Source organism: Mycobacterium sp. SMC-21, from assembly GCF_045310825.1.
In the GTDB taxonomy this organism is placed as follows: domain Bacteria; phylum Actinomycetota; class Actinomycetes; order Mycobacteriales; family Mycobacteriaceae; genus Mycobacterium.
Map to the genome: position 1 here is coordinate 34,915 of NZ_JBJIAO010000015.1, position 15,945 is coordinate 50,859.

Here is a 15,945-nt window from a genome sequence, read left to right on the forward strand (position 1 = left end):
CCAGGGGAGTTGCGTTGCAGCGCAACGCATATCGCAGAGGGAGACACAGGAGATGTCCACACGGACCGAGCAGATGTCATCGATGATCGACAAGCTGTTGGAAAGCGTTTACGAGTGGGAAGACAAGGTCAACGCTTTCACCGCGAGCAGCGGGATCGACGACGAGATCGTCGTGACGCACGACGGCCGCGGGCGCCTGATCGGCTGCGACATCCCACCCGGCCTCCAAGAACAGCTGTCCGTAGAAGAATTCGAAGAGGCGATGAACGAGGCCATCGCCAAGAACGCCAAGCGCGCATACGACGGCATCCAGGCCCTGGCCGCTGAATTCCGGGCGCAGTGGGCGAACATCCCTGAGGAATTCGCCAACCACCCCGTCGCCGCCGAATTTTCCGCAGCGCTGCGCGGCGCGAGCTAACACCCTTCACTGTCGCCGCTGAAAAATACGTCCGGCAGCGTCAGTGCAGGCAGTTACCATTTCTATAGCAGCAGAAGGGAGGAAAGACAGATGGACGCGATCCACGCCGATATGCCGCAGGTGGAGTCATCCAACGGCGGCTGGTCCTCCATTGTTCCTTCCCAGGAGGGCATTCACCCGGTTCCGACACCGGGCCTGGATGCGCTGTCGGGAGCGGTTTCCGGGGCCGTGGCGGAATGGCCGGCCGTCCATGAAGAGTTCGTAGCAGGCCGCGTGAACGCCGCAGGCAAGTTCGTGGCCGCCAACGGCGGCACCATCGCCAACATCAGCACAGCCGAAGCAACCAACACTGCACAGATCGACGGGATTGAGGTTTAGACATGGCCACTCAGTACACACACCCGTCGGTCCTGTCGCCCTACCCCAACACTGGTGAGGTGCGTCTGCCGCCGCCGATGCAGCCGCAGCCTGGCTACCCGCCCGCACAGCCGCCGCGCAGCCCCAAGGGCGGGCTGATCACCGCGGCGATCGTCGGTGCCGCTGCGATCGCACTCACCGCGGGTGCAATCGGGGGACTCATCGGCAACCACATGGCTACCGGCTCGGCGCCCGCGGCGGCAGCACCCGCCGCGCCGCCTGCGCCCACCACAGAGCAGGTGCACGCGGCCACAGTCGACCTGTGCACGCGATTCGCCGCGGGTTATCGCGCCATGCCGTCACCCCAGAACACAGCATTCGACGTCTTGCCGACGGCGAACTTCATCGCTGACGCCCTGAGGGACAACTCGGCGGCTGATAGCACGATTCGTGAAGCAGTCGATAAGAGCCTCCAGCTTCTGCGGCAGCATGCTGCAGCCGCCAGTGGGGAACAGACGCGCGGTGCGATACGGCCCGCCGTCGGGTGGACTGCGGATGCGGCTAACAACGCAGACCAGCGTGTCTGGGATTTGTGCAGGGCTTACGGAGGCTAAGGAATGGACGCGGGAGCGGAAAGTAGTACCGGGGGGGCCGCTGCCGCTGCGCAGTCCGGTGCTCACATCGGGATGCAGCTGTTTCACCAGGCAGTGAAAGCTGCTGATTCTGTGGCCAAGAAGACCACAGGTGCCGCCAGTACCGCTGCGAACGCCGCTAGCGAACTCGGCGAAGGCCCGTTCGCGATGGCGATCAAGGCCGGCCGGCGTCCGCCGGACAGTTTGGTCCAATTCCTCGACGACCTTCATGAATTCCATGCAGGTGTCGCCAGGGACCTCGATGAAGCAATCGGGACGTCGAAGAACACCTACCGGCCGCAATTCGCCGAGGCGCTGAAAGGCGAAGCCGGTGACGCCCTACTCGCCGCACACGACGAGAACACAGATCTCTGGAGCACTCACTACGACCAGCACGCCAGTGCAGCCAGGGCCGCATATCAGGCGTCCCACCACACCCAAGTTCTCCAAGGCTTGATCGACAACACCGCCGAAGCTGGTCAAGAAGAATTCAATAAGGCCGTGAAAAGCCGCAATCCAGCAGCGGCGATGCAAGTGTGGACCACTTACAGTCAACAAGCCGACAGCGATGTGGCAGAAAGCGTCAAGCAGGTCACCCAGGCGCTCAGCGGGAAGTTCATCATTCCCCAGAATGGTCCGGGCAGTCAGAAGACGCCCGACGGTAAGCAGTCCGATGGCAAGCAGTCGGACAACAAGGAGAACAAGGGCAAGGACGCCGAGAAAGGCACCACACCCGACGCCTCACAGACGACTACCAAGACTGCTTCGAAGGACGGCAAGTCTGCTGCGGATGCATCGCAGCCCGGGGCGACGCCGGACGCCGACCAAACTCCCGTGAAGAACCCGCTTACACCGGGCGCGGCTAACGGGGACGCTACGCAAACAGCCACACCGCCGAGTCAAGCGCCTAGCCAAATGCCGATGACTGGTATGCCTACCAACGCGGGCGGTGGCGCTGGTGGCGGTCGTGGTGGTGGGTCTGGCGGCGGTATGGGCTCGGGTATGTCCGGGCTTGGGTCGAGCATGAAGCCGCCGTCAGGTCTGGGTTCCCCGGGCGGTGGCATGCCTGGTGGTGGGGGAATGCCGGGCGGTATGCCCAGCGGTGGCGGTATGCCTGGCGGTGCGTCGACGTCGCCGGCGTCCGCGTCGCCGTTGGCCAATGCGGGTTCGAGTTTCCAGAGTGGTCTGGCATCGGGCATGAGCGCAACCGGTGGTGGTAGCGCGGCTCCCGTTTCTCCTGTGTCGCAATCGCTTTCGCAGCAGCAAGCGGCTGCCGCCTTCGCCGCACAGCCGCCGGCCGCGGTGGCGCCTCAGATGGGCAGTACTCCTGCTGGGGTGCCGATGGGGGGCGGCCCGTCGGGCGGGGAGATGGGCGGCGGTGCCGCACAGGGTGGTTCAGGCGCAGCGCCGATGGGCGGTGGCGGCATGATGCCTCCTGCCGGCGCGATGGCTGGTGGCCCGATGGCTCCCTACAGTGCTCCGGGGGCTGGCGCGTCTGGCGCGACTCCTGCGCCGCCGTCTGCCCCAACGTCACCTGCGGGCGCTGGTTCGAGTAGCACTAGTGGCGGTGGCGGTCCTGCTGCTGGGCCGGTGATGGCGGCTGGGCATGGTTCGGCAGGGGCCGCGTCTGGTTTGGTTTCCTCTGGCACCGAGGTCAATCCGGATTTGTTGTTGGCGCAGAGGGTACTTGGTGGTTTGGTTCGCGCGTGCGAGAACTGGCCGTCGCTGATCGTCTGGGCGGTCAGCGTGGTGAAAACCTCTGTGGGGTCGCAGATCATCATCGCGACCAGCGCTGGCGGGGGCGGGTATGTTCCGCCGACGGTGGCGCTCCCGACAACGGCTCGGCTGGCTGTGGTTGATCCTGTGCTCCCATTCGGGTGGGCAGCCCACTGGATGGGCTGCCAGAAGCCTTCGAAGATTCTGGCGGATCATTTCGAGCTGTTCCGCAAAAAGGCTGGGGGAGCGCAGCTTTCGGCGATGGTGACCACCGAACTGTGGCCGCAGGCTCCAGACGGAGTGCAGGATTTCCTGGGGATGCAGCATCGGGATGCGTTGGCGTTGGTCAGCGAGGCACCGCGCCTCGATGGTGGGCATCAGCACCGGTTGGCCGCCTATGATCCCAGCCTGGCTCAGAGGATTGCCAATCTTGATAAGGGCGCTGACGTATCAGCTTGGGCGGCAGCGAATCTGACCGCAGCAGTCATCAATGCGGCGCACGCTGAGCCGGACGTTTCTGGCGACAAGTTGGTGACCGATGACGAACTGGCGGTGTTGCAATCGGTGCACCGTGGTACAGCCGATGCCGTCGGTTGGGGTTTGTACGACAGCCTGGTTCGGAAGCGCCACAACGGGGTGCTGGAATGGCCTGAGGTTCATGCGCCTCAGGATTTCGATGGTTCTGCACTCAATGTGACGATGGCGCAGTCGTATCGGAAGTACTTCCGGATGAGCCAGATCGTCGAGTTGGTGCGGTGCTGGAAGTTCACGCCTCCGCCTCTGGCGGACCTGGCCTATTGCGGCATCCACGCTGGGTTCGGGTCGACAGTGGTGGCCAAGGTCGGTGAGCTGGAGCAGCAGTTGCGTGGGCAGGCGTCATAGCAGGGGTTGTGTCTGTGCTGACGGTGCCTTTCGGTTCAACACAAAATCAGTTGCAGCATCGCTGTTCACGATTGCTTCTTTGTGTGTAAACTGCTGGTGGTAATGAATTGGTGACGTGTTGAGAGGGGCTGTCGTGGAGCTTGCTGAGGAGTCGGCGAACGACACCCGAGAAGTCCGGGTTGTGGCTTCGGCTGTGTCGGTCAAGCGGACCATCGCTGTCGAGGTGGGGGACAACGGGTGCGTCGTCGGGGTGCGATTCCTCAGCGATGCGTTCCGGAGGTGGGACTCGTACACGTTGGGAGAGCGGGTGGTCAAGGTCGCTGACGTGGCTCATGACCGTTACCTGTCCATTCAACCGAACCGTGACGGGCACTACCCCGAGCGCGGCGAGGTGTCCGCGCGTGAACGCAAGCTGAACTTCTAGAAGGGGCAACACCGCGATGTCGAATGATTGGGATCCGATCAACACCGTTCTCGGCGGGGTCTTGGGAACGGCGATTGCCGCACCGCTGGGGCCTCTCGCCCCGATTGCTGGGATAATCGGCGCGAACCTGTTGGGCAAGGAAGACAATCCGACCGCTAATGGTCCGATTCACGTGGGCCATGTCGGTCCGGATGCACCGCCTCCTGCAGCGCCGCCGCCTCCGCCTGCTCCTGGCGGGTTGGCGCCCGGGCCGCCGCCCCCGCCGCCTCCGGCGCCGCTTCCCGCGCCGCCGGGTGCTCCCGCTCCCGGTACGGGCGCGGCGACTGACGCCGCGAACAAGGAGAGCCGCGAGGTCGCGGATGTCATCGCGCAGCTGCATGAGCTGGACAAGTCGGCGGCGAGCACGATTGATGCGATCCACGCGGCCGGGACTGCGGGCCAGCAGCAGCTGGACGGCATCACCAAGGATGTTCAGGACAAGATCACCGAACTGGGTCCTCGGCTGGACACTCCTGCTGGCCAGCAGGAGCTGCGGGACTTCTTGAAGGAGAAGTTGACCGCGGCCAAGAAGATCATCGACCAGCAGATCGCCGATGCCGAAGCCAAGGCCCGTCACACGCGCGAGTTGACGCAGAAGTACGCCGACATCGGTGGCGGTGGCGACGACGTTAAGCCCGCCGGCAACGCTGGCAACGGCGGCAACGGCGGTGAGGGTGGCGGCCCCAGCGGCGGCGGCCCGGCTGGTAGTAGTAGCGAGCAGGGCACGACCCCGTCGAGCGCGCCGGTGAATGCGGCGGCTCCGGGTACTTCGCCGTACGGGCAGGGCATGATGCCAGGCGCGGGCATGATGCCTGCGGGTATGTCGATGCCGCAGATGCCGTCGTTCGGTGGGGGCGGCATGCCCTCGTTCGGCGGGGGCGGTGATCCGCTAAGTGCCTTGAGTGGGTTGGGTGCTCAAGGGCTGGGCCGTGATCCGTCGTCGTCCTTCCATGACGATCCCAATAGCAGCAAGGGCTCGTCGAGCAGTGATGGGCCGTCGAACGCGAAGTTCAAGGACGGCACCGAGAGCGGTTCGGGGAATAGCGGCGCCAAGCCGGGCAGTGAGACCAATGGCAACACGTCGCCGGCGGGAGCCCCCGGGACGACCGGAACCAATGGTGGTGCAACGGAATTGGCCGGCAACCATCAGGGCGCTCCGGGTGCTGACCCGAATACACCCGCTCCGACGACACATGTGTCGTTGCCTGGGGGGCAGGACACCGAAGCGCGCACCGTGCAGGGCGCGCAGGCGGTCAAGGCCGCCCTTGGCGGGGCGACGGTGGCCGATGCGTGGCATCAGGCGGGTGTGACGGTACCTCCGCCGGGCACTCCGGTGACCGACCCGATTCCGCCGACCAAGTTGAAGGCCGGCGACGTGGGTATCTGGCAGGACCATCTGGTGATGGCCTTGGGTAACGGCAAGGTGCTCGTTTCCGGTCAGCCGCAGCCGTTGTCGAGTGTGGGCACCGGTCCGGATTTCCTGGGGTGGATGGACCCGAGCGCAGCGGCCCCCAAGGGTGGCGCCCCGGCCGCAAGCCCTGCTGCGGCACCGCCGCAGCAGCCGCCGGCAGCCCCGCCAGGGTTGCCGTCCTAAGAAGCTGTTTGAGTGTGAGAGCGGGTGGGCGATGACGCGACGTCGCGGTGATAGCCGTGCGATCGGGTCATCGCCCACTGCTGCGCATAACGATGTAGGTGTCCGATGAGTTTGGATGGGTTTGTGCGTGCTGCGGGGGCGGCGATGGGTATGGCGCGCCAATCGTTCGGCACTGGTGGTGTGGCGTTGGCGCCCCCGCCTGACCTTGGCCCGCGCCCGGATCGTACTGGTGACGGATCAGGCGCTGCGGCAACCGCTTTCAGCCACGAATCAACACAAATCGACTCTCACCTGGCGGCGCTGAGCGAGCACGATGCGGCCAGCGGCGCGCAGCTGCAACAAGCCCTGACCTCCGCTGGTGTCTCGCGCGGCCGGATGGACTCGGTGATCGCCACCGCGGTCGCCGATGTGCAGGCAATGGGCATGTCCACCAACACGATTGAGGGCCAAAAAGCATTGGTAGCGGCCATCAAACGGCATCTGGAGGACACCAAGTCCACCTTGGATCAGGGCGGCGCTGACGCCTCCACCCACGCTGCGTCAGCCAACGCGAACGCCGCGGGCTACCAGGGCATCGGGCACCCGCCCGCCGGGGCTGCTCCGGCGATGGCGACGATGCCGGCGATGCCGCAGCTTCCCCAGATGCCGATGGGCGGCATGGGCGGCGGCTTCCCCATGGGCGGCGGCATGCCCCTGGCACCCCTGGGCGCACTCGGAAACCTGTTCTCGCGCACCGGGTTCGCTCAGGACGCCGGACGCGCTTCGAGCAACCCGGTGGGCGATGGGCTCGGCGGCAACGTGCCGAGCTCGGAGAACACGTCCTCGGCCGCGGCGATCCCGGTCAGCGAGGTCGATCTACATAAGAAGGGGTTCCCCGGCGGCCCGGACGCGTACCGTACGTACATCGGGAAAGCCCTCGACCATATGGGAATTACCGATCCGGTGGCGCGGGCGAACTGGACTCGCGGCTATATGACGGCCGCTGAACGTGAGTCGGCTTTCCGCCCGGACGCGGTGAACCTCAGTGACTCCAACGCTCACGGTGCACGGATGGCCGATGGTGCCCCGGCCAATTCGTCACGTGGCGGTTTGCAGACCATCCCGTCAACGTTCGCAGCGAACCACGAACCGGGGACCAGTCGCAGCATCTATGACCCGATCGCCAACATTGCGGCGTCGATGAACTACGTGATGCGCCGCTATCACGTGGCGCGCGACGGGTCGAATTTGTCGGCGGTTGGCCAGTTCAATCCCCATCACGCACCGGGAGGTTACTGATCGTGAGTTTGGATGGGTTTGTGCGTGCTGCGGGGGCGGCGATGGGTATGGCGCGCCAATCGTTCGGCACTGGTGGTGTGGCGTTGGCGCCCCCGCCTGACCTTGGCCCGCGCCCGGATCGTACTGGTGACGGATCAGGCGCTGCGGCAACCGCTTTCAGCCACGAATCAACACAAATCGACTCTCACCTGGCGGCGCTGAGCGAGCACGATGCGGCCAGCGGCGCGCAGCTGCAACAAGCCCTGACCTCCGCTGGTGTCTCGCGCGGCCGGATGGACTCGGTGATCGCCACCGCGGTCGCCGATGTGCAGGCAATGGGCATGTCCACCAACACGATTGAGGGCCAAAAAGCATTGGTAGCGGCCATCAAACGGCATCTGGAGGACACCAAGTCCACCTTGGATCAGGGCGGCGCTGACGCCTCCACCCACGCTGCGTCAGCCAACGCGAACGCCGCGGGCTACCAGGGCATCGGGCACCCGCCCGCCGGGGCTGCTCCGGCGATGGCGACGATGCCGGCGATGCCGCAGCTTCCCCAGATGCCGATGGGCGGCATGGGCGGCGGCTTCCCCATGGGCGGCGGCATGCCCCTGGCACCCCTGGGCGCACTCGGAAACCTGTTCAGCGGCGCGGCCCGTCAGTCCGGTCCGGGCGGTGAGGGGAACGGAAGTACCACCGAGCTGGCGGGCATGGTGCGCGGCAACGGGGGCGGCGCGGTGGGGGATCAGATCGTGCACAACGCATTGACCCAGCTGGGCGTGCCCTATGAGTGGGGCGGGGAAAAGCCTGGCGTCGGTATGGATTGCTCGGGTTTGGTGCAGTACGCCTATCACAAGGCTGGGATCGCGATTCCGCGCACCACGTACGACATGACGAACTGGGGTGTGCGCGTGCCGCCGAATCAGGCGCAGCCCGGCGACATTCTGCTGTGCAACCGGCAGGACGGGGCGTGGCAACACGTGATGCTGGTGATGAACGACCACCAGACGGTGGAGGCGCCGCAGCGGGGTGTGCCCGTGAGGATCGGACGTTGGCCCTCTGGCTCATTCGAGGTCAGACGGGCCGCATAGACAGACGCGATGAAGGGGTAAAGGGGAGAGAGATGCCGCCGGGCGGTTTGAATTACGCTTCATTAGAGCAGGTTTCGGCGTGGCGATTCCTGCGCCACCGGATTGCCGTGGCGATCGGCCGGCGCAATGTGCGCCTGGTGCACGATCCGTCGAAGAACTCGATCGCCGCGCTGCGGGTGAGTTTCGTGGCGTCGATTGTGATCGTGGGGATCTTCTGCGTCATCGCGTTCATCAAGCCGCAGGGTCAGATCGGCAAGTCGAGCATGGTGGAGGCGCGTGGCTCCAACGGTGTCTATGTCGACGTGGGCGGCACGTGGCATCCGGTGCTCAACAAAGCAAGCGCCCGGCTGATCACCGGTCAGGCCCAGGACCCGACGTTGGTGCCGATGTCGGAAATCCTCAAACAGCCGATCGGGCCGATCCTGGGTATCCAGGGCGCTCCGGACGATCTGGGGGTCCGCTCACCGGGCGACACCGGGTGGTCGCTGTGCGACAAGCTGGGATCGCAAGGCTCCCAAGTCATTCCGCGGACCACCGTGATCGACGGCCTGGCAACGCTGGGGGACTGGGCGCACACCATCGTCTCTCCGGAGGCGGCGCTGATGACCTACGGCGGTGAGAACTTCCTGGTCACTGACGGGCATCGTTCGGCGATCGACCTGGCGGACAAGCCGGTCACACTCGCGCTGGGGCTGCCCGTCGGCGACCTGCATCCGGCGGCGATGTCTCGTGCCTTGTATGAGGCGTTGGCCCCGACGGCTCCGCTGCGGGTTCCGGACATCCCGAACCCCGGTGGGCCGGTGAGTTACGCCAGTGGGACCTTGCCGCTGGTGTCGGGGAGCGTCATGAAAGTGTCGGACGTCACCGGTGATCCTCAGTTCTTCGTGGCCCTGCCCGCCGGCGTGCAGCGCATCCCTCAGACGGTGGCCACCATGATCATCAACGCTGCGGTGGTGCCGGGCGCGCAGGTGATGGTGGCCAAATCGGCGGCGCTGACGGCGATGCCGCAGGCGGTCGGGTTCGACACGAGCGTGTATCCGCCGGGGCTGGTCAAGTTGCTGGACAAGACCAATGAGCCGGTGACGTGCGTGATGTGGCGGCGTACCAACGGCGAACCGCAGGCGCAGGTCTCGACGATTTCGGGGCGGCGGCTGCCGATCCCGGTCGGTGACGAGCGTCGCGTGGTGCCGTTCGTCAGTGCCGGACCCAACACTGCGGACGAGGTGTTCGTCAGTCCGAACGCGGCCAATTACGTGCAGGTCACGGGTGTGCAGGCTGATTCGAAACGTGGTGAGAGCCTGTGGTTCATCGGCAACAACGGAACCCGATTCGGTGTGCCTGCGGCGGGATCGAACGGCGATGACCAGAGTCGCCAGGCGCTGGGGCTGGACAAAGGCAAGGTGACGCCGACGCCGGCGCCGTGGGCGGTGATCAAGTGGCTGCCCGCTGGCCCGGCCCTGTCGAAGTCGGCTGCCCTCACCCAGCATGACACCTTGATGCCCGATCAGAACGCGGCGGCGATCCAGACCCCGAAAGCAGGTGCGTAGCACGTGAGTACAACCGGTTTCATTCGGCAGGAAGTCAGCACGCCCTTCGTTCCGCAGGAAGCGATCCAGATCGCCGACCCCGCCGAAATCACCCGCCCCGCGCCGGCGAAACCGCCGACCTGGGTGTGGGTCGTCATGTTCGTGGTCGCCGCAATCGTGCTGATGGTGTCGCTGTATTTGTCTGGCGCACGCCAACTTTCAGGAGCCTCGTTCTTCATCTTCCCGATGATGATGGTGTCGATGGTCGGCATGATGCGTAACCGAATGGGCTCCAACGGCAAAAAGGACCACGGTGCAGCGCTGAACCAAGACCGCGCGGTGTACTTGCGTGGAATCGACGAGCAGCGGGTCAAGATTCATGAAGCGGGTCGCGCGCAGGCAACCGAAATCTCCTACCACCATCCCACCCCGCAGGACGGCTCGCTGGGCACCTTGGTGGGCACCGACCGGATGTGGGAACGCACCCCCGATGCCCGCAATTTCGGTCACGTGCGGATGGGTGTCGGAATCACGCGGCTACAGACCAAACTCCTTCCGCCGACGAAAGTTCCGCCACCGGAATTCCGGGAGACGGTCACCACGGTGGCAGCCCGTGATCTGCTGCGAGCCCAGAACGTCATCCACGATGTTCCCCGGCCGCTGCACCTGTTTGATCAGCGAGGCTGGAGCTTTTTCGCCGAGCCGGAGCTGCGCGAGACGGTGCAGGGGATTCTGCGCGCGATGGTATGCCAGCTGTGCGTGTTCCACGGACCCGACGACGTCCAGGTCGCCATCATCACCGATGACATGCAGGCCTGGGATTGGGCGAAATGGCTACCCCACGTGGGCGATGACCAGTTCGTCGATGCCTGTGGGCCGGCGAGGCTCATGTTCTCGGACGTGGGTGCATTCATGGAGCGCTTCGAGTCGTCGCTGGCGTCGCGGCGGCCGTTCCAAGCGCGGCAGGAGGGCGGCGAGTCGCCCGAGCGGTGGCTGGTCGTCGTGCTGGACCTGCCCGGAGCCAATGCCACGCCGATTCTGACCGAAGAGGGCCGGATGGGGGTGTCGGTGCTCGAAGCGACCGGCGACGAGCTCAGTGTGTTGGCTACCGGTGACACGGCATTTTTCGTGGCGACCGATGAGCACGGCACGGTCAATCTGCTCAAAGCAGCGAAAGCATAAGGGGGAATTCTCGCGATGGTTGCCATCACCAAGGAAGTACCGTCCGGGCTGCGTTTTGCCGCGGTCCCGGATGTCATGCCCATCTACGAAGCCGAAGCATTGGCCCGTTCACTGGCCCAGTACACCCCGACCGACGAGGCCGAGAAGTTGTTGGCCCAGCAGGCGGCTCAGGCGCGTGCTGGCCAGGACTTCACCGATGCGCTGAACATTTTCGACTTGCGAACGTGGAATCCACGGCTGACCTGGAATGAACTAACCCCGGCACGCCGGCTGAGAGCTCCCCTCGGTAAGACCCCAGCGGGCGTGGTGGCGGAGCTCGATTTGAAGGAGGCCGCCGAGGCGGGCATGGGTCCGCACGGGCTGATGGTCGGCATCACCGGCTCCGGCAAATCCGAACACCTCAAGTCGCTGGTGCTGGCGCTGTGCGCCACCCATTCGCCCGAGCAGCTGCGGATTCTGCTGGGCGATTTCAAGGGTGAGTCCGGTCTGGGCGATCTGGAACGATTGCCGCACGTTGAGGGCCTCGTGTCGAACCTGGAAGGCAGCCGGCACAAGCTGGTTCGATTCCAGTCGGTGTTGCGTGGCGAGTTGGGTCGGCGCCAGGAGTTGTTGAAGGCTGCGGGCTTCAAGGGTGTGCGCGAGTATGAGGCGGCCCGCGCCGCGGGGCGCACCGATTTGGAGCCGATCGGCGCGCTGGTGCTGGTCCTCGATGAGTTCGCCCAGATGCTGGTGTTGCTCCCGGAGATGGGCGGCACGATGGACGAGGTCGCCCGCCTGGGGCGATCGTTGTGGATTCACATTCTCAACGCTTCTCAGCGCGTGGAGGGTGGCAAGGCGCAGGGCATGCACTCGCAGCAGCAGTTCGCGATCGGCATGAAGGTGAAAACCGCCGGCGAATCGCGCGCCGCGATCGGCTCAACGCGGGCGTACGACGAATTCAAGAGCAAAGACGCCCCGCCGGGATCGGCGTTCCTGGTCGTCGACGACGAACACACCCGCTACCGCGCCTTCTACTCCTCCGGTCCGTACACGCCGCCGAAAATCAGTGCAGCGGAACGGGATCGCGCCGAAGGCCAGTATCTGCCGGTCACCAAATTCACCAGTGCGATGTCCGCATTGCCGGACACGATCGTGATGGAGGACGAGGACGAGTTCGACGAGGCCGACGTCTCCGACGCGGCGGTGCAGACAGTCGACCAACTGATGGTCGACCGCATCTGCGAGGCCGCGCGTACCTTGCCACGCGGACACCGGATGTGGAAGCCCGACCTGGAAGAAACCGAGAAGCTGCCGATCGACGAGATCGTCACCGAGTACTGGCACCGGGAGCGCTGGCAGGATTTCACCGAAGATTCAGGCCTGGTGGCGCCGTACGGCCGGGAAGACGACTGGTACTGGCATTCTCAGGATGTCGTCGCGGTCGACCTGGGTAGCACCCATGGTGGTGTGGCCGGTGCGCCGCAAGCCGGCAAGTCCACGGCTCTGCGGACGTTGATCATGTCGTTGGCGATGGCCAATTCCCCTGCGCGCGTGCAGTTTTACGGCCTTGACTTCGGTGGTGGAAAGCTGGCGAGCCTGGCGAGCCTTCCCCATGTCAGCGGTATCGCAGCGACCGGCGACGACGAGCGCATCGGTCGGGTGGTCTCCGAGGTCGAGCGGATTTTGCGTAACCGCAAGCGCGAATGGGGACGCTTTGGCGAGTCGGGCTTGGACCTGGCGCGGTACCGGGCGGCCAAGTTCGGCCCGAACAAGATGCCGGTGCCCGATGACCAGCACGGCGACGTGTTTCTGGTGGTCGACAACATCAGCAAGCTCAAGACGGAAATGCTCGACATCCACGACCGGATCATCGCGCTGGCGGACGGGTCCTTGAGTTTCGGCGTGCATGTCATCATCGCCAACGACAAGTGGCTGACCATCAAAAACGAGGACAAGCTGCTGGCCAAAGTCGAACTGAAGCTGGGCGACAAGTCCGACTCAAAGATGGACCGGCAGGCCGCCGAGGATGTGCCCAGCAAGCAGAAAGGCCGGGGCCTGGTCGCCTCCGGCAATCACATGCTGGTTGCGGTGCCGTACCTGTCGGAGTTCACCGAGCTCAGTGACACCGAGGCGACGGAGGCGACCGCCAAGGCCGTGGCAGCCGAGTGGGCCGCCCGTGGGTTCGGCCCCGCGCCACGGCTGCGGCAGCTGCCGGCCGAGGTTGACTTCGATGACCTGCCGCCGATGCCTACTACCGCGCCGCGTCACGCGCTGCCGGTGGGTATCGGCGAACGGGAGATGAGCACCGTGTGGCTGGACCTGCAGCAGTACCCTCACGCGTGGTGCACCGGAACCTCGCGGTCGGGTCGCAGTGTGTTCTTGCAGACCGTGTGCGCCGCCATTCAACAGCGCTACACCCCCGAACAGGCGCAGATTATCGCGTTCGATCCGTCGGAGGACCTGGCTGACGCGATCAGCGACCGTTACCGCACGGTGTACCTGAACCAGCACAAGGAGATCGCTCAAGCCAGCGCCGAGTTGGCGCAAAGGCTCGAGATGCGCAAGCCGCCGGCGAATCTGCATCCACGCGAGTTGCGGCAGTGGCGTGCGAACGTGGTGCGGCCGAAATGGTTCATCATCATCGACGACCTGCACCTGCTCACGCCGGCGAACACGCTCAGCTCGCTGACGGCGCCGCTGGTCGGGCCGGCCGAATCGGCGAAGAATCTGGACCTGCACATCATCGCGTCGATCACGATCGACAACTGGTACGCCAAGGGACAGTCGCACAAACTGCTCAGCGCCATGAACACTGCCGGTGCCTCGGTGGTGGTCCTAGACGGAAACCCGGCAGACAAGATCATCGACCAGGTGCGGCCGGCGTCGCGGGCACCGGGGCGCGGCGAACTGTACGAGCGCAAAGCCGGCGGACAGCTCATGCAGATCGCGCTGCCTCCGCTACTGGTGGAGGGAACCGAGTAGTGCCCGTGATCGCCGGTCCTCGAGGCGTAGGACGTCAGAAAATTAGTGTCGGCAAGACGGCGCAGGTATTGGGATAATGGTGGTAAGGGCGGATATAGGGGGTGTCCATCGGGGTGATTTTGGGCAGTTGGTGCGGCCAGCATCACCGGTTGCATCATGAGTGAACAATCAGGCGTTTACGTATTCCATTACTTGCATTGTCGTGTGTACACTGACGGCAAGTCCAACCAAACATAGGAGTTGTGATGAGCTTTATTTCTCTGGAACCCGAAGCTGTGATGGCCGCCTCGGGCATGGCGGCGGGCCTGTCCGGCGAGGCGGCCGCCCACGGCGGGCAGACCGCCGCATCGGCGGCAGTGGTGCCCCCGGGCATTGAAGAAATCTCCGCCGCCAACGCCGCCAAGATCGCCGAATTCGCCAGCCAGGCATCGGCGGTGCTGGAAGCGGGAGCCGCCTTCCACGCCGAACACGGTGTGGCCCTGGGCCTTTCGTCGGCGATCACCGACCTGACCGACGCCCTCAACTACGCGATCATCGGCGACATCGTCTGATACAGGTCGATGGAAAAGGTTAAGGCGCAACGATGACTGCTCCAGGTGCATGGGGAGCCCTCCCTCCGGAAGAGAACAGTGCTGGCTTCTGGCTGGGTCCGGGCGCGGAGTCGTTCATCGCTGCCGCTGAAAACCTGGTGGCCGTGGCTTCGGGGCTGATCGCGAACCTGGGTGGTCAGGAGGCGGTCAACGCCGCACTGGCGGCCTCATGGCCGGACCCAACCGGGGAACTGGCGGTCCTGTCGAAGGTTCCGCTGATGCTGTGGCAGGCGATGGCGGCCGGGCAGATTTCTGAGGCCAGTGCCGCCATCCACGCCACAGCGTTGGCATTTGAGACCCTGAAAGCGGCCACGCCCACGCCCGGGGAGGTGTTGGAGAATCAGACGGAACACGGTGTGCTGCAGGCCAACAACTTCCTGGGCATGTTGACCCCGTTGATCGGGATCAACCGCGCCAACTACGGGCGAATGTGGGTCACGGCCGCCAGCAACAAATACTCCTACGCCGCCGCCTCGGCGACGGGTGTGCAGTCCATTCCGCCGCTTCCGCCACCACCCCCGGCGACCCAAGGCGCGGCGTCAATGCCCTCAATGCCGACACCAAATAGCAACAAGGCCGAAGACCTGGCCAGCAGCCCCGAGCAGGCTCTCCAGGCCTTCATGGGTCCGCTGCAGCAGGTCGGGTCGATGGGCAGCCAATTGGGTGGCGGAGGCCCGTTGAGCAGTCTCGGGCAGATGGGGCAGTCGGCGTTCAGCCCGTTGACGCAGATGCTGCAAACCGGCATGGGCGGCAACACCACCGACGCCCTGGCGTCGTCGATGTCGGCGGATTGGCTCTCGGCCACGCCCGGGGCCGGCGGCCCTGTGGCGGCCAACCTGGTCTCCGGGCTGGGCGGCGCCGGCGGGGGAGGCGGCGGTGGTTTGGGTGGTCTGAGTGCATTTCGGGGGCCGGCCGGCTTTGCGTCGGCTCCGACCATCAACGCCGCCACGGCCAACCCGGAGGCGACGGTATCGCGCCTCACCGAGGCGCGCATGGCCTCGGGGGCGCCGGCAAGCACCGCGGGAATGGGCAGCAGCGGCGCGATGATGGGGCCGATGGCAGCTCGCGGCGGCGAGCAGGACAAGCAGGACGCAGGCAAAGAGCGTCGCAGCACCCCGCTGGCGTCTCTGGCCTCGCTTTACCGTGCGCCAGCAACCGTGCCGGTCATTACCGGCGGTTCGGGGGCGGTTTTCCGGGGGGAGGAGGGCATCACACGGCCGTCGTGATGAACCGACGCACAAACCAGGCGGGTAACCGCACCGATCAACGATTCATC

General features: G+C 65.3%; 13 protein-coding genes. All 13 read left to right on the forward strand.

Features of this window, described 5'->3' with window-relative positions:
- The first annotated feature begins 52 nt into the window (after window positions 1-52).
- The 13 genes from ACJH6H_RS16290 to ACJH6H_RS16350 all read left to right on the forward strand — a co-directional run bounded on the left by ACJH6H_RS16290 (window position 53) and on the right by ACJH6H_RS16350 (window position 15,895).
- A complete protein-coding gene (locus ACJH6H_RS16290; protein WP_406775308.1) occupies window positions 53-418 on the forward strand; it encodes a YbaB/EbfC family nucleoid-associated protein in 366 nt (121 codons plus the stop codon).
- A gap of 90 nt (window positions 419-508) precedes the next feature.
- Entirely contained in the window at window positions 509-796 is a 288-nt protein-coding gene (locus ACJH6H_RS16295) for a hypothetical protein (protein WP_406775309.1), read from the forward strand.
- A 2-nt stretch (window positions 797-798) separates the two neighbouring features.
- On the forward strand, window positions 799-1,389 hold the full coding sequence (locus tag ACJH6H_RS16300; RefSeq protein WP_406775310.1) for a hypothetical protein: 591 nt from the start codon (window positions 799-801) through the stop codon (window positions 1,387-1,389).
- A 111-nt stretch (window positions 1,390-1,500) separates the two neighbouring features.
- A complete protein-coding gene (locus ACJH6H_RS16305; protein WP_406775311.1) occupies window positions 1,501-4,005 on the forward strand; it encodes a hypothetical protein in 2,505 nt (834 codons plus the stop codon).
- Between the two features lie 133 nt (window positions 4,006-4,138).
- A complete protein-coding gene (locus ACJH6H_RS16310; protein WP_043988372.1) occupies window positions 4,139-4,429 on the forward strand; it encodes a hypothetical protein in 291 nt (96 codons plus the stop codon).
- A 16-nt stretch (window positions 4,430-4,445) separates the two neighbouring features.
- On the forward strand, window positions 4,446-6,062 hold the full coding sequence (locus ACJH6H_RS16315) for a DUF4226 domain-containing protein (RefSeq protein ID WP_406775312.1): 1,617 nt from the start codon (window positions 4,446-4,448) through the stop codon (window positions 6,060-6,062).
- Between the two features lie 105 nt (window positions 6,063-6,167).
- Window positions 6,168-7,340 (forward strand): transglycosylase SLT domain-containing protein, encoded by a 1,173-nt coding sequence (locus tag ACJH6H_RS16320; RefSeq protein ID WP_406775313.1) that lies wholly within the window; start codon window positions 6,168-6,170, stop codon window positions 7,338-7,340.
- Between the two features lie 2 nt (window positions 7,341-7,342).
- Entirely contained in the window at window positions 7,343-8,410 is a 1,068-nt protein-coding gene (locus ACJH6H_RS16325) for a C40 family peptidase (protein ID WP_406775314.1), read from the forward strand.
- Complete coding sequence (gene eccB / locus ACJH6H_RS16330; protein ID WP_406775315.1) at window positions 8,371-9,957, forward strand: type VII secretion protein EccB; 1,587 nt, start codon at window positions 8,371-8,373, stop codon at window positions 9,955-9,957. Before ACJH6H_RS16325 ends, eccB begins: the two co-directional genes overlap by 40 nt.
- Window positions 9,958-9,960: 3 nt before the next feature.
- Complete coding sequence (locus tag ACJH6H_RS16335; RefSeq protein ID WP_406775316.1) at window positions 9,961-11,118, forward strand: cell division protein FtsK; 1,158 nt, start codon at window positions 9,961-9,963, stop codon at window positions 11,116-11,118.
- Between the two features lie 15 nt (window positions 11,119-11,133).
- Window positions 11,134-14,079 (forward strand): type VII secretion protein EccCb, encoded by a 2,946-nt coding sequence (gene eccCb, locus ACJH6H_RS16340; protein ID WP_406775317.1) that lies wholly within the window; start codon window positions 11,134-11,136, stop codon window positions 14,077-14,079.
- Between the two features lie 245 nt (window positions 14,080-14,324).
- Window positions 14,325-14,630, forward strand: coding sequence for a PE domain-containing protein (locus ACJH6H_RS16345; RefSeq protein ID WP_406775318.1), 306 nt, complete (start codon window positions 14,325-14,327; stop codon window positions 14,628-14,630).
- A gap of 32 nt (window positions 14,631-14,662) precedes the next feature.
- Window positions 14,663-15,895, forward strand: a complete 1,233-nt coding sequence (locus ACJH6H_RS16350; protein ID WP_406775319.1) for a PPE family protein — start codon at window positions 14,663-14,665, stop codon at window positions 15,893-15,895.
- Window positions 15,896-15,945: the final 50 nt, after the last annotated feature.